Source organism: Gemmata sp. (assembly GCF_051859125.1).
Classification (GTDB): Bacteria; Planctomycetota; Planctomycetia; order Gemmatales; family Gemmataceae; genus Gemmata.
On record NZ_JBHYGG010000265.1, the window covers coordinates 1 to 22,437 of the forward strand.

Below are 22,437 nucleotides of genomic sequence, written 5' to 3' on the forward strand. Positions count from 1 at the left end.
GAACCCTGAGCGCCAGCGAGGGGGTGAAGGTACACCCCCTCGCTGGCGCTCAGGGTTCGCCCGAGCCAACCCGTGAAGATTCAGCGTGTGGGGAACAGTTTTGGTTCGTATTTCGGTCCGAAAGCTGAGATGATTCGCTTCCCACGCACGCCCCACGGAGCCGCCGAATGAGCGAGGCCTTCCCCGTCGTTACCCTGGCCCGACACGGCGAGACCGCGTGGAGCCTCTCGGGGCAGCACACCGGCCTCACCGACCTGCCGCTGACGGACCGCGGCGTCGCCAACGCGCGGGCGCTCGGCGAGCGGCTCCGCGGCATCAGCGTCGCCAAGGTGTTCACCAGCCCGCTCCAGCGTGCCCACAAGACGGCCGAACTCGCCGGGTTCGGGGCCGCCGCCGAGGTGGACCGCGACCTCGTGGAGTGGGACTACGGCAAGTACGAGGGTCTGACGACCCCCGAGATCCGCGTCGGGCGGCCGGGCTGGGAGCTGTTCCACGACGGGTGCCCCGGCGGCGAGACGCTGGAGCAGGTCTCCGTTCGGGCCGACCGGGTGATCGCGAGGGTCCGGGCGGTGAAGGGGAACGTGCTGATCTTCTCGAGCGGGCACTTCCTCCGCGTGTTCGCCGCACGCTGGCTCGGGACCGACCCCGCCGTCATCGGCCACTACATCATCCTGGGCACCGCGAGCGTGAGCGAACTCGGGTACGACCGCGACTGGACCAAGCCCGTGGTCCGCCTGTGGAACGAGACGCGCCACGCGGTTTAGGGTCAAAGACATTTTGATCCGCAGATTTACGCAGATGGACACAGATTTGAAGACGGAAGACGGAGTGTGGACAACCGAGGGCAGATGACCTGGTTGTCTCCGCTGAATCTCTGACTTCTGATCTCTGTCCTCTGAAAATCTGCGTCCATCTGCGTAATCTGCGGATAACTCTCTTCTTGAATCCCCAAGGGACAGCACCATGAGCACCGCCCCGTTGACGCAGCGCCCCGCGTGGAAGGCACTGCAAGCGAACTACAAGACGGTCCAGGGCACGCACCTGCGGCAACTGTTCGACGCCGACCCGAAGCGCGGCGAGGCGCTCACCGCCGAGGCGCTCGGCCTGTACCTCGACTACTCCAAGAACCGTGTCACCGCCGAGACGCTCAAGCTCCTCTTTCAGCTCGCCGAGGAGTCGGGGCTGAAGGCGAAGATCGACGCGATGTTCCGCGGCGACAAGATCAACATCACCGAGAACCGGGCGGTGCTCCACGTCGCCCTGCGTGCGCCGAAGGGGAGCAGCATCGTCGTGGACGGCGCGAACGTCGTCCCCGAGGTCCACGCGGTCCTCGACAAGATGAGCGCGTTCGCCGACCGCGTCCGCAGCGGGGAGTGGAAGGGGCACACCGGGAAGCGGATCAAGACCGTCGTGAACGTCGGCATCGGCGGGTCCGACCTCGGGCCGGTCATGGCGTACGAGGCGATGCGGCACTACAGCGCCCGCGACATGGCGTTCCGGTTCGTGTCGAACGTCGACGGCACCGACTTCGCCGAGGCGACGCACGACCTCGACCCGAGCGAGACGCTGTTCATCATCTCGTCGAAGACGTTCACGACGCTGGAGACGATGACCAACGCCCACAGCGCCCGCGACTGGCTGCTGAAGGGGCTCGGCGGCGACGCGAAGGCGGTCGCGAAGCACTTCGTGGCGGTGTCGACGAACGGGGCGAAGGTGTCCGAGTTCGGCATCGACACCGCGAACATGTTCGGGTTCTGGGACTGGGTCGGCGGCCGGTACTCGATGGACTCGGCCATCGGCCTCTCGACGATGCTCGCCGTCGGGCCGGACAACTTCCGCAAGATGCTCGCCGGCTTCCACGAGATGGACGAGCACTTCCGCACCACGCCGTTCGAGAAGAACCTGCCGGTGATTCTGGGCCTGCTCGCGGTGTGGTACAACGACTTCTTCGGGGCGCAGACGGTCGCGGTGCTGCCCTACGACCAGTACCTCAAGCGGTTCCCGGCGTACCTCCAGCAGCTCACGATGGAGAGCAACGGGAAGTCGGTGACGCTCGACGGGGCCGCGGTGGACTACGACACCGGACCCATCTACTGGGGCGAGCCGGGCACCAACGGCCAGCACTCGTTCTACCAGCTCATCCACCAGGGCACGCGGCTCATCCCGTGCGACTTCATCGCGTTCACGCACTCGCTGAACCCGCTCGGCGCGCACCACGACATCCTGATGGCGAACGTGTTCGCCCAGAGCGAGGCGCTCGCGTTCGGCAAGACGCCCGAGCAGGTGAAGGCCGAGGGCACCGCCGACTGGCTCGTCCCGCACCGCGTGTTCGCGGGGAACCGGCCGTCGAACACGATCGTCGCCGACCGGCTCACGCCCGAGGTGCTCGGCCGCCTTGTGGCGCTCTACGAGCACAGCGTCTTCACGCAGGGCGCGGTGTGGAACATCGGCTCGTTCGACCAGTGGGGCGTCGAACTCGGGAAGGTGCTGGCGCAGCGGATCATGCCGGAACTGTCCGACAAGACCGAGCCGAAGCTCGGGCACGACAGCTCGACCAACGCGCTGATCCGCCGCTTCCGCAAGGCAAAAGGGCTGTGATGTGATCTCGGCGAGCCGGGAGCGTCAGCGACCGGAGAAGGTTACTCCGGTCGCTGACGCTCCCGGCTCGCCGGGTGGTTGGTTCCGTCACTGAGTGCCGAACCATCTCAGCCCGCTGCTCAGCACTTCGAGCGGGCTCGTTGAACTGTTGGTACTGTCAGCCCGAACCACTCTTCATCGTTTATCGCGAGAGAGTTTCTGCGACCTTCTTCTTTCCCTTCTTGCCGGGCTTCTGGGCCGTCCGCGGCATCGGTGCCGTCTCGGGCTTTGCCGGTGCCGCGGCCGGAGCGAGCGGCGTCGAACTCAGGTTCGCCGGCATGAGCGGCGGGGCCGGCGGAATCGTGACCCCCGACGGCGGGACGCCCGGGAGTCGGTCCGACACGTCGCGGGGCAGTGGCGGCAGCGGCAGCGACGTGCCCGACGCCTGCACGATTCCCGTTTGCGGCGGGATGTACGCAGAGGGCGGGTTCGCGGTCAGCGGCACCGGCAGGATGTCGCGCAGCACCGGCGGCTTCGCGGCCCGCGGCTTCGGCACCGGCTTGTCGCCGTTGCTCGTGTACCGTCCGCCGACGACCGAGAGCGCGTACGCCACGCCGCGGGCACCCTCCACGGCGGGGAGCCGCACGTTGCCGATCGCCAGCACGTCGCCGTACTGCCGCACGGTGAACGCGAGCGGCTTGTCCACGAGGGACTTCTGGAGCAGCGCCAGGTCGTCGCCCGGGGGCATCTCGGGGTCGAACGGGGCCGAGCCCTCGATCAGCGCGTCGACGCTCGTGATGAGGCCGACGACCGTGGTGCCGTCGCGGGTCAGGTGGTAGTCGGCCGTGACGACCACCCCCTCGGTGTGCGTCGTCCCGTCGGGCAGCTCCACGCTCGACGACGCGGTGATCGTAACGTGGTCCGGAGCGACCTTCACGACGTACACCATCCCGGCGAGTTCGCGGACCCACGTTCCGGTCACGCACGTCTTGGCGCACGCCGCGGGCAGCGGGCACGGCGCGACCGTCGGTTGAGCCGGCACCGACATCGCGGCCGGCCGCACGGGGCAGGGGGCCAGCGTCGGGCACGCGGCCGGACCGAGCGGCGGGTTGAGCATCTCGCCGAACGTCTGCGACAGCGTGTCGAACGCCTCCGGCGGCACGTTCGCAGGCTTCGCCGGCACGCAGCGCGAGGGCAGGGGTGGAGCGATTGGGGCCAGCACCACCCGTCGAGCGTTCCCGCTGTCCTCGGTGGCGAACACCTCGGCGGAGAGCTTCAGAAGTTGGGTGTGGTTCTCAGTCTCGCAGCAGCGTCTGCTTGCTTCCCGCGGCATCGGCGCGACCGGCACCGTAGCCGTGTCGCCGAACACGCCCACGGCGATGTTCACGATCTGTCTGTGATCGTGCGGGGACTTGTTCAGCGGAACATCCAGATCAATTGCGAGCACGAGAGGCCCAAGAGTCGGGATGTTGTGGCGCGCTTCTCGCGGCATCGGGGCGGCGGCGAGTTCCTGGCAGCAGTCGAACGCGCAGCACGGGGGCCGCACCGACACGGGGCGTACGGTCCGCGGCATCGGGGCCGCCGGGACGGCTTCCTCTTCGCTCGACCAGCGGAACTCGAACTCGATCTTGAAGGTCTTCGCGGCCGCTCGCGGCATCGGGGCGACGTCAGTTGCCTGGCTCGGGGCCGCAAGGGTCGCGGCGAGCAGGCCGGGGAGGGCGAAGCGGGTGACCGTCCGACGGGACATGCACGGACTCCTTTCCGTGGAGACGGGACAAACCGCGGAATGATGCGCCGACCCGGCGAACCGCACAACCCCAACGCGACCACCGACCTCGCGGATCTGGTGGCCGCGCGTACAATAATCGGGTTGCGAGAGTACGCCGCTCCCGGAGTTCGCGATGGCCGCCAAGTTCCAGATCTCGACGGAGTACACCCCGGCCGGCGACCAGCCCAAGGCCATCGAGGCGCTCACGGCCGGGTTCGTCGGCGGGAAGAAGCTCCAGGTGCTCCTCGGCGCGACCGGCACCGGAAAGACGTTCACGGCGAGCAACGTGATCGCCAACCTCGGCAAGCCGACGCTCGTGCTCGCCCACAACAAGACGCTCGCGGCCCAGCTCTACAAGGAGTTCAAGGGGTTCTTCCCCCACAACGCAGTCCACTACTTCGTCAGCTACTACGACTACTACCAGCCCGAAGCGTACATCCCGCAGCGCGACATCTACATCGAGAAGGACTCGTCGGTCAACGAGAACATCGACCGGCTCCGGCTCGCCGCCACGTCGGCGCTCGTGAGCCGCGAGGACGTCATCATCGTGGCGTCGGTGTCGTGCATCTACGGCCTCGGCTCGCCGTCCGACTACAAGCGGATGATGGTGTACGTCCCGAAGGGCGAGGTCATCGACCGCGACAACCTGCTCTTGCGGCTCATCGACATCCAGTACAAGCGGAACGACATCGCGTTCGAGCGCGGCACGTTCCGGGTCCGCGGCGACACCATCGACATCTGGCCCGCGTCCGAGGAGACCGCGTACCGCATCGAGCTGTTCGGCGACGAGGTCGACGCCGTGTCGGTGATCCACCCGCTCACCGGCGAGACCATCAAGGTTCTCGAGGAGATGTACATCTACCCGGCGAAGCACTTCGTCACGCCGGAGGATCGCGTGAAGGAAGCGATCGTCGGGATCGAGGCGGAGTTGAACGCACGGCTCGAACAGTTCAAAACGGAGGGGAAGCTGCTCGAAGCCGAGCGGCTCAAGGCCCGGTGCCGGTACGACCTCGACATGCTCCGCGAGGCGGGCTACTGCTCGGGCGTCGAGAACTACGCCCGGTGGTTCTCGGGCCGCAAACCCGGCGAGCCGCCGTACACCCTCATCGACTTCTTCCCCGACGACTTCTTCATGGTCGTGGACGAGTCGCACGTCAGCCTCCCGCAGGTCCGCGGCATGTACTTCGGGGACCGGAGCCGCAAGGAGACGCTCGTCGAGCACGGGTTCCGGCTCCCGTCGGCGCTCGACAACCGGCCCCTGAAGTTCGACGAGTTCGAGGGCCGCATGAAGTGCTGCCTGTGCCTCTCCGCGACGCCCGGCCCCTACGAGCTGGAGAAGGTCGGCGGCGAGGTCGTCGAGCAGGTGATCCGCCCGACCGGGCTGGTCGACCCGGTCATCCACGTCAAGGCCGCCCGCGGGCAGGTGAAGGACCTGGAGGCCGAGGTGCGGCTGCGGGCGTCGAGGGGCGAGCGCGCGCTCGTCACGGTGCTGACGAAGCGGATGGCCGAGGACCTGACGACGTACTTCCGCGACGCCGGGATGCGGTGCAAGTGGCTCCACTCGGAACTCGACGCGATCGAGCGCATCACCGTGTTGCGCGAACTCCGCGAGGGGGCGTTCGACGTGCTCATCGGCGTGAACCTGCTCCGCGAGGGGCTCGACCTCCCGGAGGTGTCGCTGGTCGCGATCCTCGACGCCGACAAGGAGGGGTTCCTGCGGTCCGACAAGTCGCTGATCCAGACGATGGGCCGCGCCGCCCGCAACGTGAACGCGGAGGTGATCCTGTACGCCGACACGGTGACCGACTCGATGAGCCGGGCGATGAACGAGACGAACCGCCGCCGCGAGATCCAGCTCGCGTACAACAAGGAACACAACATCACCCCGCGGACGGTGACGACGGCGATCAAGAACGCGATCGAGGACGAGATCGAGTCGCACCAGATGGCGCAGGCCGCGGCCACCGGCGGGGCGGGCGGCCCGGCCGAGATGGAACTCACCGTCGCGCTGGAGTACGTCCAGCAGCTCTACGCCGAGATGCTCGAGACCGCGAAGGCGCTCGACTTCGAGCGCGCCCAGTTGCTCCGCGACCAGATCGTGAAGCTCGAGACCGACCTGCGGAAGAAGTACGGCGAGGCCGCGGTCCCCAGCGCGCTGGGCGGCAAGGCCGTTCCCGTTAGCCAGCCCGCGCCCAAGAAGAAGGGCCGGGGGAAGTGGAAGCGGCCGTAGGGACCAGAGGACAGAACCACAGAAGGGCAGAGGTCAGAAGAGGACACCGGGGCCACATCGACTTCTGCCCCTGCTGTCCTCTGAGGTTCTGTCCCCTGATCCCAAGGGTGCCCGCGGGTGCGGCCCGCGGGTATCATCACCCTCGCCCGGTGTGACCCCGCCGCCCCTGTCCCGCGAGCCCGGCGATGCCCGATTCTGTTCCCGACCAGCCCCCGCCCGCACCCCCGGCAGAGGGGACCGACGCTCGCTCCGAGACGGTCGCCCAGACCCCCGACGACGCCGCCGGCGCGGCCGCGCGATCGAGCGAGCCCGCGGGCACCCCGACCGTCACCATTCCCGGGTACGTCATCGAGCGCGAGCTGGGCCGCGGCGGCATGGGCGTCGTGTACCTCGCCCGGCACCTCGCCCTGAACCGCACCGTCGCGCTCAAGATGATCCTGAGCGGCGACCACTCGGCGGTGGGCGAGCGGCTCCGGTTCCTGGCCGAGGCCGAGGCCATCGCCCGGTTGCGGCACCCGAACATCGTCCAGCTCTACGAGATCGGCACCCACGGCGACTGCCCGTTCTTCACGCTCGAGTTCTGCGAGGGCGGGGCGCTCGACGCCAAGCTCGGCGGGCACCCGCTGCCGCCCCGCGAGGCCGCGGCCCTGGTCGAGACGCTGTCGCGGGCGATGCAGGTGGCGCACGACGCGGGGATCGTCCACCGCGACCTGAAGCCGCAGAACGTCCTGCTCGCGGCCGACGGCTCCCCGAAGGTCACGGACTTCGGCCTCGCCAAGCGGGTCGGCGAGGGCGCCAGCGACCTGACCGCGTCCGGTGCGGTGCTCGGCACCCCGAGCTACATGGCCCCCGAGCAGGCCGCGGGCAAGCACAAGGAGGTCGGCCACCTCGCCGACGTGTACGCGCTCGGCGCGATCCTTTACGCCGTGCTCACCGGTCGGCCGCCGTTCCGCGCGGCCACCGCAATGGACACCATCGTCCAGGTGATCAACGACGACCCGGTCCGCCCCACCCACCTCGTCCCGGCGACGCCCCGCGACCTCGAGACCATCTGCCTGAAGTGCCTCCACAAGGACCCGGCCCGGCGGTACGCCTCGGCCGCGGCCCTGGCCGACGACCTGCGCCTGTTCCTCAACGGCGAGCCGATCCTGGCCCGGCCGGTCGGCCTCCCGGAGCGGGCGTGGAAGTGGGCGCGCCGCCGCCCGACGGCCGCCGCGCTGCTGGCCACGAGCGCCGTCGTGACCCTGGCACTGGTCGCCGGGGCCGCGTGGTTCACGGACCGGCTGCGGGCCGAGCGGAACGCGGCCCTCTCGGCCGAGCGGGCCGAGCGGCTCCGCTCGCTCCAGTTGATCGCGGCGCTCGCCGACGCCCGCCGCGAGCGGGACGAAAAGGACCGGGCCCGGCAGTCCGAACGGGCGCTCCGGGTCGAAGCCGTCGAGAACGACACGGACCTGCGGATCGTGATCTCGACCCTCGTTCACCTGCTCCGCGAGAACGCGGCCCGCTCCAACGGCGCGACCATCGACATCCCGGCCCTGCTCGCGGACGTCCGCAAGTTCGCCGAACCCGTGCCGGGTGAGAACCTCCGGGTCCGCGTCGGCATGCTGCAGATGGTCGGGATCATGTACGCGGCGTGCGGCCGGGCCGGGGACGCCGTTCCGATCGTCGAGCAGATGGAGCGCGCGTGCCGGAAGTTGTACGGCGACTCCCACCGCGAGACGCTGACCGCGATGACGAACCTGGGCCAAGTGTACCTCCTCGCGGGCGAGACCGCGAAGGGGCTGAGCCTCCTCACCGAGGCCGTCCGGTTGCAGGTGAAGTACCTCGGGCCCACCGACCCGGCCACGCTGGAGGGCAAGAAGGCGCTGGCCCGCACCTACGGGGTCCTGCGGTTGCACCGCAAGTCGTTCGACATCTGCGACGCGGCCGTGGCCGACCTCCGCAGCGCCCGCGGCCCCGACGCCGTCGACGTCCTCGACTTCCTCGGACTCGGGGCGACCGCGGTCCACCACCTGAGCCTGTCCGAGCGGGAGGAGGAGTACCTTCGAGAACTGGTTCGCGTCACCGGGCTGAAGTACGGAGCCTCCAGTGAGCCGGTCGCCGACGCGCTGGCCCGGTTCGCGGCCGCCCTGGCGGACCACGGCAAATGGGACCGGGCCGAGGCGGTTCTACGCGAGTGCCTTGCCGTTCGGGAGGGGCACGTCGCGCGGGCCGGGTCGCGGGGGGCGTGGATCGTGGCCAGCACCCGAAGCGTGCTCGGGGAAGTGCTGATGCGGGAGAAGAAGTACGCCGACGCGGAGCCGCTCCTCGTCGGCAGCGCGGAGCAACTGCTCGCCGACCCCAAGGCGATCCCGACCGAAGAATGGGGGGTACTTCAGAAAGCAGTTGATCGGGTGGTCGAGTTGTACGCCGCGACGGGTGACGAGAAGCGCGCCGCCCAGTGGCGGGGCCGCACGGTTCCGCCGCCCCCGCGGACGGCAATGCCCCCTCCGGTTGCACCGTGACGCTACTGCTGGGAAACGAAAAAGCCGCCGGGGATCGCTCCGTGCGGCGGCTTATGGTTCTGCGGTTCGGTGCCCGTCTCACCCCGGCCGGGTGAAGGCGAGCGCCAGGGCGAGCAGGGCGCTCACGAACACGATCACCATCATGGGGACGTCGCGCTGAGCAGGGACAGTAGAGTCACGTGCGTCCATTGGTGTCTCCCTCCTCTTGTCTCCTGGCTCGAATCGGGCGACCCGTTCGACACCGATCGTCAGCGGCTGCCACCGCAGCCGGGCATCAGGAACGCGATGATGACGACGGGGATCGGCAGCCCGAGGAGCAGGGCGGCGAGACCGTAGCGGATCTTGCCCCAGCGGGTCATAGGTTCGTCGTGGCGGGTCATATTGAGCTCTCCGATTGGAGGAGGGGGCGTGTGGTCCGTCGGTCGCGAGCGGCCGACTCCTCCAGACCTTGCAACCCGCGTGCCGCACGCGGGACTCCGGCGGGTTGACCGCGGCTCGCCGACCCGTAGTTAATCACTTCGATCCGAGCCCGTGACAGGTCACGGCCGCTCGCGCGGGGTGAAGAGGGGAATTGCATGGCGCTCCCACCGGTGGGCAGGCCCGAAGCGGGTGCGTTGGCCGCCCCGTTCGCGGTCGCCGGCATCGTCTTCCTCGGCCGGGCGATCCAGATCAATAGCGGCAACTACGACCCTGCGGCCGTCGGGTTCCTGGTGGCTGGGGTCGCGGCACTCGTCTTGGCGGTCGCGGCCACCTCCCGGCCCGTTGTCTCGGGACGGGCCGCGGCGGCGGCCCTCGGACTCGGGGTGATCGGCCTTGTGTACCAGTTCTACCAACTCACGACCGAGCCCCCCGGCTGGGACCTCCACACGCAACCGATGGGGACGTACCTCGCCGCGCTGGCGGCGCTCGAGATTCTCACGGTCCCGCAGGTGCTGCGGCTCCCGGCGTTCCGGTGGGCGTACACCGCCGGGTGGCTCGCCGCGTTCGCGGTGCTCGCCGTCTGGATCGTGCGGGCGACCCCGGACCCGTTCATCGACGTGTACTCGTGGACGAAGTACTCCCTCGAAGTGCTGGGGGAGGGGCGGAACCCTTACGCGGCGTGGATGCCGAACCTGTACGGGCACGACATCCAGCACCGGGACGGCGGCAACATCTACGGGCGGCCGGTGACGGCCGACGCGCAATGGGTCCAGTGCGGGTACGTCTACCCGCCGGTGCTGCTGCTGTCCGCGGGGGCCGGGTACCTCGCCGGCGAGATCCGGTGGGCGCACGTCGCCGCGTTCGTCGCCAGTGGCCTCGCCCTGCTCGGGTGCCGGGGCCGGTTCGCGGCCCTGGCCGCGGCCCTGCTGCTCACCTCCCCGCGGGTGTTCCTGATGGTGCAGCAGTCGCTGACGGACACGTTCTGCGTGGGCCTCGTGGCGGTGACGGCGTGCCTCGCCTCGCGGTCGTCACGGCTGACGCCGTGGGCGTTCGGCGTCGCCGTCGTGAGCAAGCAGTACATGATCTTCCTCATCCCGCTGGGGTTGCTGCTCGTGCCCCCCCCGTGGGACCGCAAGAAGCTGGCGGCGTTCTTCGTACCAGCCGCGGTCGCGGCCGCCGCCGTCAACCTGCCGTGGTTCCTGTGGGACCCGCGAGCGATCCTCCGCTCGCTCATGGCCAGCGGCCTCCCGTTCCGATACGAGTCGCTGACGCTCCTCTCCGCGTACACCGTCGCCGCGGGCACGCCCCCGCCCATGTCGCAGTGGCTCCAGTTCGCGATGCTGGTGCCGACCTACGCGCTGGTGTGGGCGCGGTCCGCCCGCGGCCCCGCGGGGTTCGCGCTCTCGGCGGCGCTGGTGGTGGCGGTGTTCTTCGCGTTCTCGCGGCACGCCTCGTGTAACCACTACTTCCTGGTCGTGGGGTGTGCCGCCACCGGCCTCGCCGCGGTCACCCGGGACAGTGAAGTCCCGCCGCCCGAAGGGCGGACCGAGCCGCCCGTGGCGGGGTGAGCGTTCGTTATCGAGTTGCCGGTCGGAGCGGGTCCGCCGGGCCGGTCAGCACGGCGAGCGCGAACAGGGCCACGGCGAGCGGGTGGTGCCCGGCGAGGCCGATCCCTTGCATGAACACCAGGGAGACGAGGTGCGCCCCCAGCAGCGCGCCGCCCGCGACGCCCCAGGTGCGGTAGCCGCCCGCGAACAGGTCGCGGAGCCACGGAACGGCAACCACGAGGACCATTAACTCGTACACGAGCACCTGGCAGCACAGGGCCGCACCGGCACCGGTCGCGGCGGCGGCCCACGCGGCCGACGGCCGCACCCCGGTCGCCGCCCACCGGCCGACCAGGAGCCCGTACCACACGAGGTAGCCGGCCAGCGTGGTCCCGAGACCGAGCTCGATGAGCGGGCCGCCGAACCCGTACAGGAGTCGGTTCCAACTCGACAGCCCGGCGTTCAACTCGACCCGGTTGTACCGCACGGCGTCGCGGACCTGCGGGAGGAAGTCCAGGTACTCCTTGAGGAACGCGGGCGAGCCGCCGACGATCGTGGCCCCGAGCGCGTTGAGCGCCGCGACGAGCACGATCAGGAGCGCCGCCGGCCGCCACCCGCTCAGGAAGTAGCAGAGCGGGACCAGGGACAGGGCGAGGTGCGGCTTCACGAACGGAACGGCCCACAGCGCCGCCATCAGGTACGGCCGGCCGCGGTCCCGCGCGAGCAGCCCCGCGACGACGCACCCGAGGCACACCACACTCGTCTGCCCCACGGGGAACGCGATGAAGGGCGTGAGCGGGTTCAGCAGCAGGAGGAACGGGCCGACCGTTGCGAGGAACACGGGGACCGGCGCCCCCGGCACCCGCAGGGCGGTCACGACGCGGGCGACGGCGTAGCCGGCGGTGCCGTTCGCAACCGCCCACGCGACCATCGCGGCCTTCCACGGCAGCAGCGCGAACGGGAGGTACAGTACGACCCCCATCGGCGGCAGGAAGTACCCGCAGTTGAGCGGGAAACTCTTGGCGGCGGTGTCGGTCCACAGCCGCACCACCCACTCGGCGAGGTCGCCCTCCACGAGGAGGTGCGTGTTCGTTAACGCCTTGTGCGCGTCGTCGGGCGGGAACTCGGCGGCGACGTGTCCGCGGACCTTCGGGATGTCGTAGGGGTTCTCGCCGCGGAGCGCGAGTTCGGCCCCGAGCCGGTAGATGAACAGGTCGCGGGGGTAGCCGTCGGGCGGCCCGAGGGCGCGTGCGAGGGCCACGACGAAGAACACGGCCGCGGCGGCGACGGCCGGCCACCGCGGGACGGGGGGGGCCGCGGGCGGGGGCGCGTCAGTCACCGATCTTCTCCGGCAGCAGGAGCAGGGCGGGGGCCTGGAGGTACCGGAGGACCGCGTTGCCGAACGCGGCCCCGACCGCCCCGTCCACCACGCGGTGGTCGAACGAGAACGACAGGAACAGGATGTCGGCCGGCCGCAGGTCGCCGTGCGCGTCGTACACGGGCCGCTTCACGACCCGGCCCACGCCCATGATGCCGACTTCGGGGTGGTTGATGATCGGCGTCGAGATCAGCCCGCCGATGCCGCCCACGGAGGTGACGGTGAACGTGCCGCCCCGCAGGTCTTCGAGCTTGCTCTTCCCGGCCTTCGCGTCGCGGCTCAGCCGGTCGATCTCGGCCGCGATCGCGACCAGGTCCTTCTTGTCGGCCCCCCTGATGACCGGGACCAGGAGCCCCTGCGGGGCGGCGACCGCGATGCCGACGTTGTACCGGTCGTGGAGCACCACCTCGCCCGCGGCCTCGTCGTAGGTGCTGTTGACGATCGGCACCTCCTTGAGCGCCCGGGCCACGGCCTTCACGAAGAACGCCAGGTACGTGAGCTTCACGCCGCCGGCGTTGAGCGGCTCGCGGAGCTGGTTCCGCAGGCGGACGAGGTCCGTCAGGTCGCACTCGTCGATGTACGAGTAGTGCGGGATGCGGCGCTTCGAGTCCACGAGGTGCTCGGCGATCACCCGCCGCATGCCGACCATCTTCTGCCGCGTGCCGGCGATCCCGAAGTCGAGCTTCGACGTGTCGGTCTTCGACGCCGGGGGCCGGTCGGCCGGGGCCGAGCGGGGCTTGACGAGCGGCGCGAGGTCCTCGACCAGGATGCGCCCGCCGGGGCCGGTGCCGGTGACCCGGCCGAGGTCGATGCCGAGCTTCCGGGCCAGGAGCCGCACCGACGGGGCCGCGGGCGGGAGCTTCGGGGCCGGTGCGTGCGCGTGGGCGGTCCCGTTCTGCGGGCGAGCGGGGGGCGCCGGCCCCCCGAGCGATTCGCGGGCGGGCGCGCCGGCGAGGGCGACCTCGGGGGGCTGACGCCCCCCGCTCGCCAGCGCATCGGCCACCTCGCCCACCGGCTCGTAGGAGAGGACGACCTGCCCGACCTTGACCTTGGTCCCGGGGACCGCGGCCAGCGCCGTAATCGTCCCCGAGAAGCGCGCGTGGACCTCCATGCTCGCCTTGTCGGACATCACCTCCGCGAGTCCCTGGCCCGGGGCGACGGCGTCGCCGGGCCGGACGAGCCAGCGGACCAACTCGACCTCGAACAGCCCTTCGCCGACCGGCGGGAGAGGATAGTCCATCGGGAACCTCGGGGTTGGGCACGGGCGCTGTTGTACCAAGACTGATCGATCGGCAGCCGTTCTGTAGCCGGCCTCGGTGCGGCCGGTGCTGGGGGCCTCGAAACGCCCGGCCACACTGTGGCCGGCTACAGAACGACGCGTGCGGTTCGCGGTCAGAACCAGTTCTTCTTCTGGACCAGGTACGTGCGGGTGTACTCCTCGTTCGACACCATCAGGTACTGCACGCACTCGACCATGCCGACGAACATGTTCCAGTACAGGCCCAGGCACGTCAGCAGGATGAGCAGCCGGATGCCGCCGTTGCCGCTGTTGCCCTGGACGAACTTGTGGACCCCGAACGTCCCGAAGAAGAACGCCATCAGGGCGTGCCCGACGCGCGTCCCCGTGTCCACGGTCGGCACCCGCTCGTACCCGTCGTCGCGGGGCGGCCGGCGGCGCGGCGGGGGGGCGTCGCCGTCGCCCCGCTTCGCCCACGGCTTGTCCTCCCGCGGTCCCGGGGCCTTGGGGGCCGGGCCCGCGGGCCGGGTCGCCGGGCCGCTCAGCCCGTTGAGCACCTCGGCGAACGACTGCGGCCGCTCGCGAGGGTCGCGGCTCAGGCACCGGCCGATCAGGTCCGCGGTCGCCTCGGGCAGCGCCTTGTAGTGCCGCATCGTCGGCTCGGTCGTCTGGAACAGCGCGAAGCACAGCGTCTTCGCGAACCCGTAGACGTCGGCGGGGAACCCGACCTTCACCCCGGGTAGTTTCCCGAGCTGCTCGGGGGCGGCGTAGTCGATCGTTCCGGCGATGGACGACCCGAGGACCGTGTCGCCGCGGGCGGTGGACAGCGATCCCGTCAGCACGCTCGACCGCATCGCCAGGCCGAAGTCGATGAGCCGCACCTCCCAGCCGGACCTCGTGCGCCGCACCATCACGTTCGCGGGCTTCACGTCCCGGTGCAGCACGTTCTCGCCGTGCGCCGCCGCGAGCGCCTCGGCGAGCGTGCGGGCCAGCGGCAGTGCGTCGGCGAGCGACAGCGGGCCGTGCTCCTCGACGTGCTGCTGGAGCGTCTGGCCGTCGAAGTACTCCATCACGAGGTACGGGCGGCGCTTGTTCGCGGCGTCGGCGTACCCGCAGTCGCGGAGCCCGATGATGGCCCGGTGCTTGAGCTTGTCGAGCGCGTGCGCCTCGCGGAGCACGGCCCCGACGTCGTGGTCGAGGTTCTGGTCGGTCAGCGACTTCACCGCGACCGGGCCCTCCGTGAGCGCGTGCTTGCACTCGAACGTGACCCCGAACCCGCCGGCCCCGAGGACGCGGGTCAGCTCGTACTTGTCGGTCGGGAACGGGGCGAACCGGGCGGGGTCGAGGTGGATCGCCTTCTTCAACTCGCGGGCGGCCCCGGCGTAGTCGCGCTCCTCGAGCTTGGCGCGGTAGGCGTTGTGGTGCGCCTCGGCCTTTTCGGCGCCGGACGCGGCGGCCCCCGCGGCGGTGGCGAACGACGCGGCCGCTCCGGCGAAGTCGCCGATCGCCACCTGGAGCTTCCCGGCCTCGCCCGCCAGCTCCCTCTGGGCCGCTTCGGGGGCCGTGCGGATCCGCTTCAGCAACTCGCGGACCTGCTCGCGCTCGCGGTCGGTCCGCACCGACAGGCTGTGTTCCGGTTGAACCGGCTTGTCGGCCATGTCGAGCTTCGCCAGCACGGTCGCGAGCTGCGCCCGCATCTCGGCCGCGAGCGACTGGACCGAGTCGTGCGCCGCCCTCGCGGTCTCGTGCGCGGCCCGCACGCTGTCGTGCGCCGCTTGCACCTCGGACTGGACCACCGCGACCGCTTCGAGCAGTTCCGCGGCGACCTCGTCGAGGGCCGTTTCGAGCCGGTCGGCCGCGGCGGTCAGCGACTCGTCGAGCCCGCGGAACCCGTCGCGCTGCGAGTCGCCCAGCGCCTCGACCGCGGCGAACTGGAGCCCGCGGAACAGCGCCGCGTCGGTCTCGACCTCGCGGCGGAAGAAGTACCGGGCCGAGACCACGACCACCGACTCGGCCCCGTGCGCCGGCTGCGCGAGGAGCCAGCCGAGCGCCTTGAACCCGGCCTCCTGCACCTCCTTGCCGAGGCGGGTGAGGGCCGCCTTCTCGGCCCTCAGGAGCGCGGTCGGGTCGGTGTGCGCCGCGAAGGGGCCGGTCTTGTCCGCGAGGTCGCCGGCGACGAGCTTCCCGAGCAGGACGCCCTTACCGAGCGCCTGCCGGAGTTCGGTGAGGCACCGCTTGCGGTACTCGGCCTTGCCGGTGAGTTCGGGGAGCGGGGCGGTGTCGAGGAACGTGCGGATCTGCGCCCGGAGCGCCCGCACGTCGGCCCGGTCGAGCCGGGACCACAGCCCCTCGCCGGCGAGCGCGACCTCCAGCGCCTTCCACGCCTTGCGGTTCGACCGCTCCAGCGCGTCGAGCAGCGCCCGCGACTGGTCGGTGAACTGGGCGGCCGCGGTGCCCGCCGAGACCCGGATCACCGCGAGGACCGGGTGAATGTCGAGTTGGTTGAGCAGGAGGCAGCACAGGCTCTCGGGGATCGGCATGCGGTCGCCTCACCGGGTGAGAACCCACTTTACCGGCCGCGGCGCGTGCGGGCAACCGCCCCGGCTCACGCCGGGTCGGTCGCGAGTTCGCGGAGGGCGGTCCGCACGTCGCCGAGCTGCGGGACGCTGTTGACCTCGTAGTTCTGGTTCATGCCGATGCCGGGGATGTGCTTGCCCATGAGGGTCCGCGGCCGCACCGCCAGGTCGTAGAAGTGGTCGTCGACCACCCGCCGGAGGAGGTGCTCGGCGTAGTTGGTGATCTCCGTGTCCTCGTTGACGATCAGCACGCGGCCGGTCTTCTGCACGCTCCGCGAGATCATGTCCCAGTCGTAGGGGAACAGGGTGCGGAGGTCGATCACGTCGAAGGTGTGCCCGTGGTCGCGGCTCAGTTCGTCGGCGGCCTGGGCGCACAGCGGGAGCAACCGGCCGTAGCTGACGACGGTCCCGTCGGCCCCCTCGCGGACCAGCTCGCCCCTGCCGAGCGGGACGACGTACTCCTCGAGGTCCGGCCACTGCGGCCGCCAGTCGGTGCGGTCGCCGATCGGGGCGTCGATCATCCGCGAGAGTTCCTCGGCGTCGGCCGGCTCGCCCGGGATCAGCCGGGTGTCGCGCGCCCGCAGCAGCGCCTTCGGGAGCAGGACGAACACCGGGTTCGGGTCCTTGATCGCGGCGAGCATCAGGCCGTAGGCGTCGAGCGCGTTCGACGGCATCACGATCTTCCACCCGGGCAGGCGGCTGGCCCAGCTCTCGAAGCAGTGCGAGTGGTACAGGCTGCCGCGGATGCCGGCCCCCGTGGGGGTCATCACCACGATCGGCATGTCGAACTCGCCGGCGCTGGCCCACCGCTGGTTCCCGGCGATCTTGAACATGTCGAGGATGTTGAAGGCGTAGTCGCAGAACTGGATCTCGCACACCGGGCGGCCGCCGGCGTAGGCGATGCCCATCGCGGTGCCGATGATGCCGCGCTCGTCGAGCGGAGTGTTCCAGGCGGTCCTCAGGCCCTGCGTGACCGTGAACACGCCGCCGAGCGGCGGGCCGACGTCCTCGCCGAACACGTCGGTCACGCCGAGGTGGGTCTCGCCGTAGTGCAGGGCCATCCGCACGGCCTGTGCGATCGATGCCATCGTGGTCGGTCCGTTTCACAAAGTCTGGTGGGGCAGGCATTCTTGCCTGCCTCGGGCTGCGAGGGCAGGCAAGAATGCCTGCCCCACCGGTGGAGAGGGTGTCACTTGCCGCCCGGGAGCCCGGTGTAGTCGCCGGGGTAGACGGCGTCGACGTCGCTCGGGGCGTAGCTGAACTTGTACAGGTCGTCGCGGCCCGGCTCGGGCTCCTTCATCGCGGCCACGACCGCGGCGTCGGCCTCGGCCCTCGCCTCGTCCTTCATGGCCCGCACGGTGGCCTCGTCGATCGCGCCCGCGTCGAGGAGCTTCTGCTCGAACGAGGCGAGCACGTCGGTCTCGCCCCACACCCGCTGCGCGCCGCTCGACGACGAGTGCCCGTGGAGCCGCGACACCATCGCTTCGAGCAGGAACGGCTTCCGCTCGCGGCGGCAGTACCGCATGGCCCGGTCGAGGGCGTTCCACACGAGGACCGGGTCGTTGCCGTCCACGGTCTCGGCCCTCACCCCGTAGGGTGCGGCCCGGTCCGAGATCTGCTTCTCGGCGCTCACCGTGTGAACGTCGGTCGAGATGCCGAACCGGTTGTTGGTGACGAGCATGAGCACGGGGAGGTCCTGGCCGGGGCGGGTGCTCCAGTTCAGGCACGTCTCGAAGTCGCCCTCGGCGGTGCCGGCCTCGCCGCCGACGACGAGCGTGATCCCCTCGCCGCCGTGCCGCTTCTGCATCAGGGCGGTGCCGGGGGCCATCGCGAACTGGACCTCGATTACCGAGGTGACCGGGACCACGTTCCACTTCTTGATCGCGTAGTGGCCGACGAAGTTGCGGCCGCGGGAGTGCGGGTCGGTCCGCCGCATGGCGAGCTGGCGGACGTGGTCGATCATCGGCATGCCCATCGCGAGCATGACGCCGCAGTTGCGGTAGTGCAGGTGGAGGTAGTCGTAGGCCGGGCCGTGCCCCCGGTGGACCTGGAGCCCGAGGCAGACGTTGAACGCCTCCTCGCCGGGGCCGCCGATCCAGAAGTAGGCCTCCCCGGACTTCGACATCTTGATGCTGCGCTCTTCCAGGGCGCGGGTGCGGATCATCTGGCGGAAGACGGTGAGGGCCAGTTCGGCGGAGATGACCTCCCGGCCGGACCGGATCACGGCGGGGGCGGCGGTCCGGGTGGCCCGCCGCGGCGGCCCGCTGTCGAGGTCGGACGAGTCCTCGTTGGTCTCGGGCATGGAACCCTCCCGACGGTGCGGTGGTTTGGGTCGATCGCCACTGCTGGAGATGTTGTCCCCGTCCCGCGACGGTGTACCCATCATCGGCGGGGCCGTGACCCCGTGCAATTCGAAACGGCGGGTGCGTCGCCGGCGGGCGGAGAAGAGAGGCGGTTCCGCCCGCTCGGGTTCGGGGAACGGGACTCCGAGCAGTGCCGCACCGCATTATACGCGACGCTCCGGGCCGGCGGCGGGCAACTTCCGGGCTCCCGCGAACGCGGACAACAGGTAGAACCCCACCGCCACGCACAACAGCCACCGGAACCCCAACAATACCGAAGCGTTCTCCGCGAGTCCACCGCACAACGCGCCCGCCACGTTCATCCCGAACACGCGGTCCGGATGCGCGGTCCGCATGAACGTGGTCGCGAACACGACGCCCGCGAACGCGACCGGGGTGAACGCGACCGCACACACCGCGAGCACCTGAACGACCGGAGACAGCCCCAGGAACGCCGACGCCGGGACCGCGAGGCCGATCGCCAGCGACGCGAACAGACCGGCGTAGTACGGCTCCAGCCGGGCCGGGCGGACCACCCGGGCGAACAGGTTGCCGATGAGGCTCATCACCAGGATCGCGGCGAACACCCCACTTCGCGCGGAGGGCGTTCCCGGAGGGGTCGGTGGGGGAGCCGGGGGCGTGGACGGGGGCTGCTCGGGTTCGGCCGGCGCGAACCGGGCCGCTGTGTTTCGCGGGACGCCGACGTTCCACGGGTACCAATACTTGGTACCGTTCCCGAACTCGGCCCGCAGCGGGTCGGGCACCGCGAGGCCCCCGGCGTTGATTGTCGTCGTGTGAACCCCCCGCGATAAATTGACCCCGTTCCGCCGGCCCCGCCCTCACGAAGGTCACGCATGACACCGACCGGTCGGCTGGCACCGTCGCCCACGGGGGCGCAGCACGTCGGGAACGCGCGCACGTACCTCGTCGCGTGGCTCCACGCCCGGGCGAGGGGCGGGACGGTGCGGCTGCGCGTTGAGGACATCGACTCGCCGCGGATCAAGCCGGGGGCCGCCGAGCAGGCCGCCGAAGACCTCCGCTGGCTCGGTCTCGACTGGGACGGCGGCACCGTCACGCAGACGCACCGCCTCCCGCTCTACGGTGCGGCGCTCGAACGGCTCAAGCAGCGCGAACTCGTGTACCCCTGCACCTGCACGCGGTCCGACATCGCCGCGGCCGCGAGCGCCCCGCACGTCGGTCAGGAGGGGCCGCCGTACCCCGGGACGTGCGCCCACCGCACCGTCGCGGACGCCGAGGGGCTCGCGGCCGAGGGGGAACCATTCGCGTGGCGGTTCCGTGTCACGGATTCGCCCGCGTTCACCGACCTGTACGCCGGCGGCCAGCGCATCGACCTGCGGGAACACGGCGGCGATTTCGTCGTGTGGAAGAACACCGGCACACCCGCGTACCAACTCGCGGTGGTCGTAGATGACGCTGAAATGGGCGTCACGGAAGTGGTCCGCGGCGACGACCTGATCCCGTCCACGCCGCGGCAACTCCTGCTGTACCGCGCGCTGGGTGTGACGCCGCCGGCGTTCGCGCACGTCCCGCTCGTGGTCGGCGAGGACGGGCGGCGGCTGGCGAAGCGGCACGGCGACACGCGGCTCGCGGCGCTCCGCGACGCCGGGGTGCGGGCCGAGGCGCTGGTCGGGCTTCTGGCGTGGTCGTGCGGGTGGGCGGGGGCACCGAACGCGATCGCGGCGGGGGAACTGCTCCCGCAGTTCCGCCTCGCCGCGATCCCGCCCCGGCCGTTCGTGCTGACCGGGGAACTGCTCCGCTCGATCGGCTACGCGCCGGCTACTTGACCCCCTTGTCGTTGATCTTCAGGAGCGCCGGCTTGTTGCCTTCCAGCACCTGCCGTGCGAAGTCCGAGATTTCGCCATCGCTGAGCTGCTGCACGAGCGAGTTGCCGGCGTTGCCCGAGTCCGGGGCGGCGTACCAGTACCCGTTGTCGTTGGCCGAGCCGACGATCCGACCGCCCGATTCGGCGAGTGCAGCCGGCTTGAACGGTCCCTCGGCCGACACGAACACCACCCCCTTCTCGCCGCCGACGACGGCGAGCTTGTCCCCGACCCAGTGCGCCTCGACGGGGTCGCCGGCCGCCTCCGGCCACCGGAACAGCGTCGGCTTCTGGTTCGGCAGGCAGAGCAGCGCGGCCTTCTCCTTCTTGCCGGTCACGTTCGTCTCGAAGGCGTAGGCGATGCGGCCCGGGTTGCCGACCACGGCGAGTCCGAGGTGGCGTCCGACGTCGCCGCCCAGGTCGAGCTTCCACACGGTCCGCAGGCCCGTCGTGTCGAGCTGGTACACGACCCCGCCGATGGCGATCACCACCGAGGACCGGTCGGCGTCGGTCGCCACGTTCTTCCCGAGCGCGACCCTGTTCGGGACCAGCTTGATGAGCGGCGTCCACCGCTCGACGATCTTCTTGGCCATCGGGTCCACGATGTGGACCCCACCGGCCGTGGTCACGGTCACCAGCATCCCGGGGTTCTTGCTGAAGAACACGGCGGCGAGCCCGGCGCTCTTCTGCTCGGCCAACTCGGCGTAAGGGTCGTAGTTCTCGACCACCTTGGGCCGGGCCGGGTCGCCGAGGTTCCACACCGTGAGCTTGCCGTCGGGACCGGCGGCGACGAACGACTTCCCGTCCGGGGAGACGTCGCACTTCGCCTCCTTCCCGTCGCCATCGAACTCGAGGCGGCCGACCCGCGCCCCCGACTGGCCGCTGTGGACGTCGGCGTACAGCTTCTCGCCCTTGCCGTTGACCGGGGCGACCGCCTGCCACACCACGACCACGTCCTGCTCGTTCCGCTTCTCGGGACCGAACACCCGCTTGACCTTCGCGAGCGGGGCCTCGATCAGAACCGGCGGCCCCTTCGGCATGATGGCCCCTTCCGCCTTCAGTGCCGTGAACGCGGGCACGGGCACCTTGCGGATGTCCGGCAGGTCGAGCATCGCGACCGGCGGCTCCGGCGGCTCCTTCGGGTTCTCCTTGGCCAAGGGGTCCTTCTTGCCACCGGGGTCCTTCTTGCCACCGGGGTCCTTCTTGCCACCGGGGTCCTTGGCCGGGGGCGGTTCGGGCGGGGGCTCGTCCTTCTTGGTCTCCGCGTCCTTCTTGGCCTTCGCGGCGGCATCGGCGGCGGCCTGCTCCTTGGCCTGCTTCTGCATGACAATGAGCGCCGCGATCAGCAGGCCGAGCGCGCCGACCCCGAGCAGCGCGACCATCAGCAGCGTCTTCTTCTGGCCCTTTTGCTCGCCGGGGCGGGTGTACCGCTTCTCTTCTTTCTCGCCGTCGTCGTCGTCGCGCGACTTCTTGCCCCCGCGGTCGTCGTCGTCGCGGCCCTTCTTCTTGGACCGGGGCCGGTCGTCGTCCTCGTCCTCTCGCTTCTTCCCCTTGTCCTTCTCTTTGGCCTCGGTCTTCAGGTCGGCCGGGCCGACGCCGAACGAGAAGAGGACGCCCGACGGCGGGGCGACCGGCGCGGCTGGCGGCGGAGCCGGCTCGTCGTCGCGCTTCTTTTTGGCGCGCGGCCGGTCGTCCTCGTCGTCATCCTCGCGCTTCTTCTTTTTGCGCGGCCGGTCGTCGTCATCGTCCTCGTCGTCGCGGCGCTTCTTCGCCTTCGGTTCCGGGGGGGCGGCCGGTGCGGCGTCGAACGAGAACGGGTCGGCGCCGATCAGGGGGGCGCCGGAATCGTCGACCTTCTTTCCGCCGCCGTTGGCTTCGGGGTGGCCGTTGAAGTCGAACGCGAACGGGTCAACGGACGGCGCAGCGACGGGTGCGTCGTCGCGGCTCTTTTTCTTGCGTGGGCGTTCGTCGTCATCGTCCTCGTCGTCGTCGTCGCGCTTCTTTTTGGCGCGTGGGCG

General features: G+C 70.5%; 14 protein-coding genes and 1 pseudogene. 6 read left to right on the top strand and 9 right to left on the bottom strand.

All coding sequences use genetic code 11. From position 1 onward, the window contains the following. Window positions 1-167: 167 nt before the first annotated feature. A complete protein-coding gene (locus ACTIGN_RS25630; RefSeq protein ID WP_439629213.1) occupies window positions 168-764 on the top strand; it encodes a histidine phosphatase family protein in 597 nt (198 codons plus the stop codon). Between the two features lie 199 nt (window positions 765-963). Next, window positions 964-2,598 carry a glucose-6-phosphate isomerase gene (gene pgi, locus ACTIGN_RS25635; protein ID WP_439629215.1) on the top strand — a complete coding sequence of 545 codons (1,635 nt, stop codon included), beginning with the start codon at window positions 964-966 and terminating at the stop codon, window positions 2,596-2,598. Between the two features lie 181 nt (window positions 2,599-2,779). Here pgi and ACTIGN_RS25640 read toward each other — a convergent pair whose 3' ends face one another. Continuing rightward, on the bottom strand, window positions 2,780-4,324 hold the full coding sequence (locus ACTIGN_RS25640; protein WP_439629217.1) for a hypothetical protein: 1,545 nt from the start codon (window positions 4,322-4,324) through the stop codon (window positions 2,780-2,782). Window positions 4,325-4,478: 154 nt separating this feature from the next. Between ACTIGN_RS25640 and uvrB the strand changes: the two genes are divergently transcribed. Together uvrB and ACTIGN_RS25650 are read left to right on the top strand one after the other, a co-directional pair. Continuing rightward, a complete protein-coding gene (uvrB, locus tag ACTIGN_RS25645; RefSeq protein WP_439629219.1) occupies window positions 4,479-6,575 on the top strand; it encodes an excinuclease ABC subunit UvrB in 2,097 nt (698 codons plus the stop codon). 185 nt (window positions 6,576-6,760) lie between these two features. Next, on the top strand, window positions 6,761-9,079 hold the full coding sequence (locus ACTIGN_RS25650; RefSeq protein ID WP_439629221.1) for a protein kinase domain-containing protein: 2,319 nt from the start codon (window positions 6,761-6,763) through the stop codon (window positions 9,077-9,079). A 248-nt stretch (window positions 9,080-9,327) separates the two neighbouring features. Here the strand turns inward: ACTIGN_RS25650 and ACTIGN_RS25655 are convergent, their stop codons facing one another. Then, window positions 9,328-9,459, bottom strand: a complete 132-nt coding sequence (locus ACTIGN_RS25655; protein WP_439629223.1) for a hypothetical protein — start codon at window positions 9,457-9,459, stop codon at window positions 9,328-9,330. Window positions 9,460-9,654: 195 nt separating this feature from the next. Here ACTIGN_RS25655 and ACTIGN_RS25660 point away from each other — a divergent pair, with 195 nt between their 5' ends. Continuing rightward, window positions 9,655-11,067: a hypothetical protein gene (locus ACTIGN_RS25660; RefSeq protein WP_439629225.1), complete on the top strand. Its 1,413-nt coding sequence runs from the start codon at window positions 9,655-9,657 to the stop codon at window positions 11,065-11,067. Between the two features lie 7 nt (window positions 11,068-11,074). Here ACTIGN_RS25660 and ACTIGN_RS25665 read toward each other — a convergent pair whose 3' ends face one another. The 6 genes from ACTIGN_RS25665 to ACTIGN_RS25690 form a co-directional block, all read right to left on the bottom strand. Next, window positions 11,075-12,385 carry a glycosyltransferase family 87 protein gene (locus ACTIGN_RS25665; RefSeq protein ID WP_439629227.1) on the bottom strand — a complete coding sequence of 437 codons (1,311 nt, stop codon included), beginning with the start codon at window positions 12,383-12,385 and terminating at the stop codon, window positions 11,075-11,077. Beyond that, window positions 12,378-13,664, bottom strand: a complete 1,287-nt coding sequence (locus tag ACTIGN_RS25670) for a dihydrolipoamide acetyltransferase family protein (RefSeq protein ID WP_439629229.1) — start codon at window positions 13,662-13,664, stop codon at window positions 12,378-12,380. The genes ACTIGN_RS25665 and ACTIGN_RS25670 overlap by 8 nt, the downstream gene beginning before the upstream one ends. A 152-nt stretch (window positions 13,665-13,816) precedes the next feature. Continuing rightward, the gene (locus ACTIGN_RS25675) at window positions 13,817-16,201 is read right to left on the bottom strand and encodes a protein kinase domain-containing protein (protein WP_439629231.1); all 2,385 of its coding nucleotides are present in this window, start codon (window positions 16,199-16,201) and stop codon (window positions 13,817-13,819) included. Between the two features lie 65 nt (window positions 16,202-16,266). Beyond that, window positions 16,267-17,325: an alpha-ketoacid dehydrogenase subunit beta gene (locus ACTIGN_RS25680; RefSeq protein WP_439629233.1), complete on the bottom strand. Its 1,059-nt coding sequence runs from the start codon at window positions 17,323-17,325 to the stop codon at window positions 16,267-16,269. Between the two features lie 101 nt (window positions 17,326-17,426). Beyond that, a complete protein-coding gene (locus ACTIGN_RS25685; protein ID WP_439629235.1) occupies window positions 17,427-18,539 on the bottom strand; it encodes a thiamine pyrophosphate-dependent dehydrogenase E1 component subunit alpha in 1,113 nt (370 codons plus the stop codon). A 204-nt stretch (window positions 18,540-18,743) separates the two neighbouring features. After that, entirely contained in the window at window positions 18,744-19,166 is a 423-nt protein-coding gene (locus ACTIGN_RS25690; protein ID WP_439629237.1) for a hypothetical protein, read from the bottom strand. Window positions 19,167-19,433: 267 nt separating this feature from the next. Here ACTIGN_RS25690 and gluQRS point away from each other — a divergent pair, with 267 nt between their 5' ends. Continuing rightward, window positions 19,434-20,384, top strand: coding sequence for a tRNA glutamyl-Q(34) synthetase GluQRS (gene gluQRS, locus ACTIGN_RS25695; RefSeq protein ID WP_439629239.1), 951 nt, complete (start codon window positions 19,434-19,436; stop codon window positions 20,382-20,384). Here the strand turns inward: gluQRS and ACTIGN_RS25700 are convergent. Continuing rightward, window positions 20,377-22,437: pseudogene (locus ACTIGN_RS25700) on the bottom strand (hypothetical protein); the annotation flags it as partial. The gene gluQRS and the pseudogene ACTIGN_RS25700 overlap by 8 nt on opposite strands.

What these genes read in the sequence shown, in the direction of transcription:
- uvrB (WP_439629219.1), top strand. Translation starts at nt 4,479, where the DNA reads ATGGCCGCCAAGTTCCAGATCTCGACGGAGTACACCCCGGCCGGCGAC.
- ACTIGN_RS25650 (WP_439629221.1), top strand. Translation starts at nt 6,761, where the DNA reads ATGCCCGATTCTGTTCCCGACCAGCCCCCGCCCGCACCCCCGGCAGAG.
- pgi (WP_439629215.1), top strand. Translation starts at nt 964, where the DNA reads ATGAGCACCGCCCCGTTGACGCAGCGCCCCGCGTGGAAGGCACTGCAA.
- gluQRS (WP_439629239.1), top strand. Translation starts at nt 19,434, where the DNA reads ATGACACCGACCGGTCGGCTGGCACCGTCGCCCACGGGGGCGCAGCAC.
- ACTIGN_RS25630 (WP_439629213.1), top strand. Translation starts at nt 168, where the DNA reads ATGAGCGAGGCCTTCCCCGTCGTTACCCTGGCCCGACACGGCGAGACC.
- ACTIGN_RS25685 (WP_439629235.1), bottom strand. Translation starts at nt 18,539, where the DNA reads ATGCCCGAGACCAACGAGGACTCGTCCGACCTCGACAGCGGGCCGCCG.
- ACTIGN_RS25660 (WP_439629225.1), top strand. Translation starts at nt 9,655, where the DNA reads ATGGCGCTCCCACCGGTGGGCAGGCCCGAAGCGGGTGCGTTGGCCGCC.
- ACTIGN_RS25675 (WP_439629231.1), bottom strand. Translation starts at nt 16,201, where the DNA reads ATGCCGATCCCCGAGAGCCTGTGCTGCCTCCTGCTCAACCAACTCGAC.
- ACTIGN_RS25640 (WP_439629217.1), bottom strand. Translation starts at nt 4,324, where the DNA reads ATGTCCCGTCGGACGGTCACCCGCTTCGCCCTCCCCGGCCTGCTCGCC.
- ACTIGN_RS25680 (WP_439629233.1), bottom strand. Translation starts at nt 17,325, where the DNA reads ATGGCATCGATCGCACAGGCCGTGCGGATGGCCCTGCACTACGGCGAG.
- ACTIGN_RS25655 (WP_439629223.1), bottom strand. Translation starts at nt 9,459, where the DNA reads ATGACCCGCCACGACGAACCTATGACCCGCTGGGGCAAGATCCGCTAC.
- ACTIGN_RS25670 (WP_439629229.1), bottom strand. Translation starts at nt 13,664, where the DNA reads ATGGACTATCCTCTCCCGCCGGTCGGCGAAGGGCTGTTCGAGGTCGAG.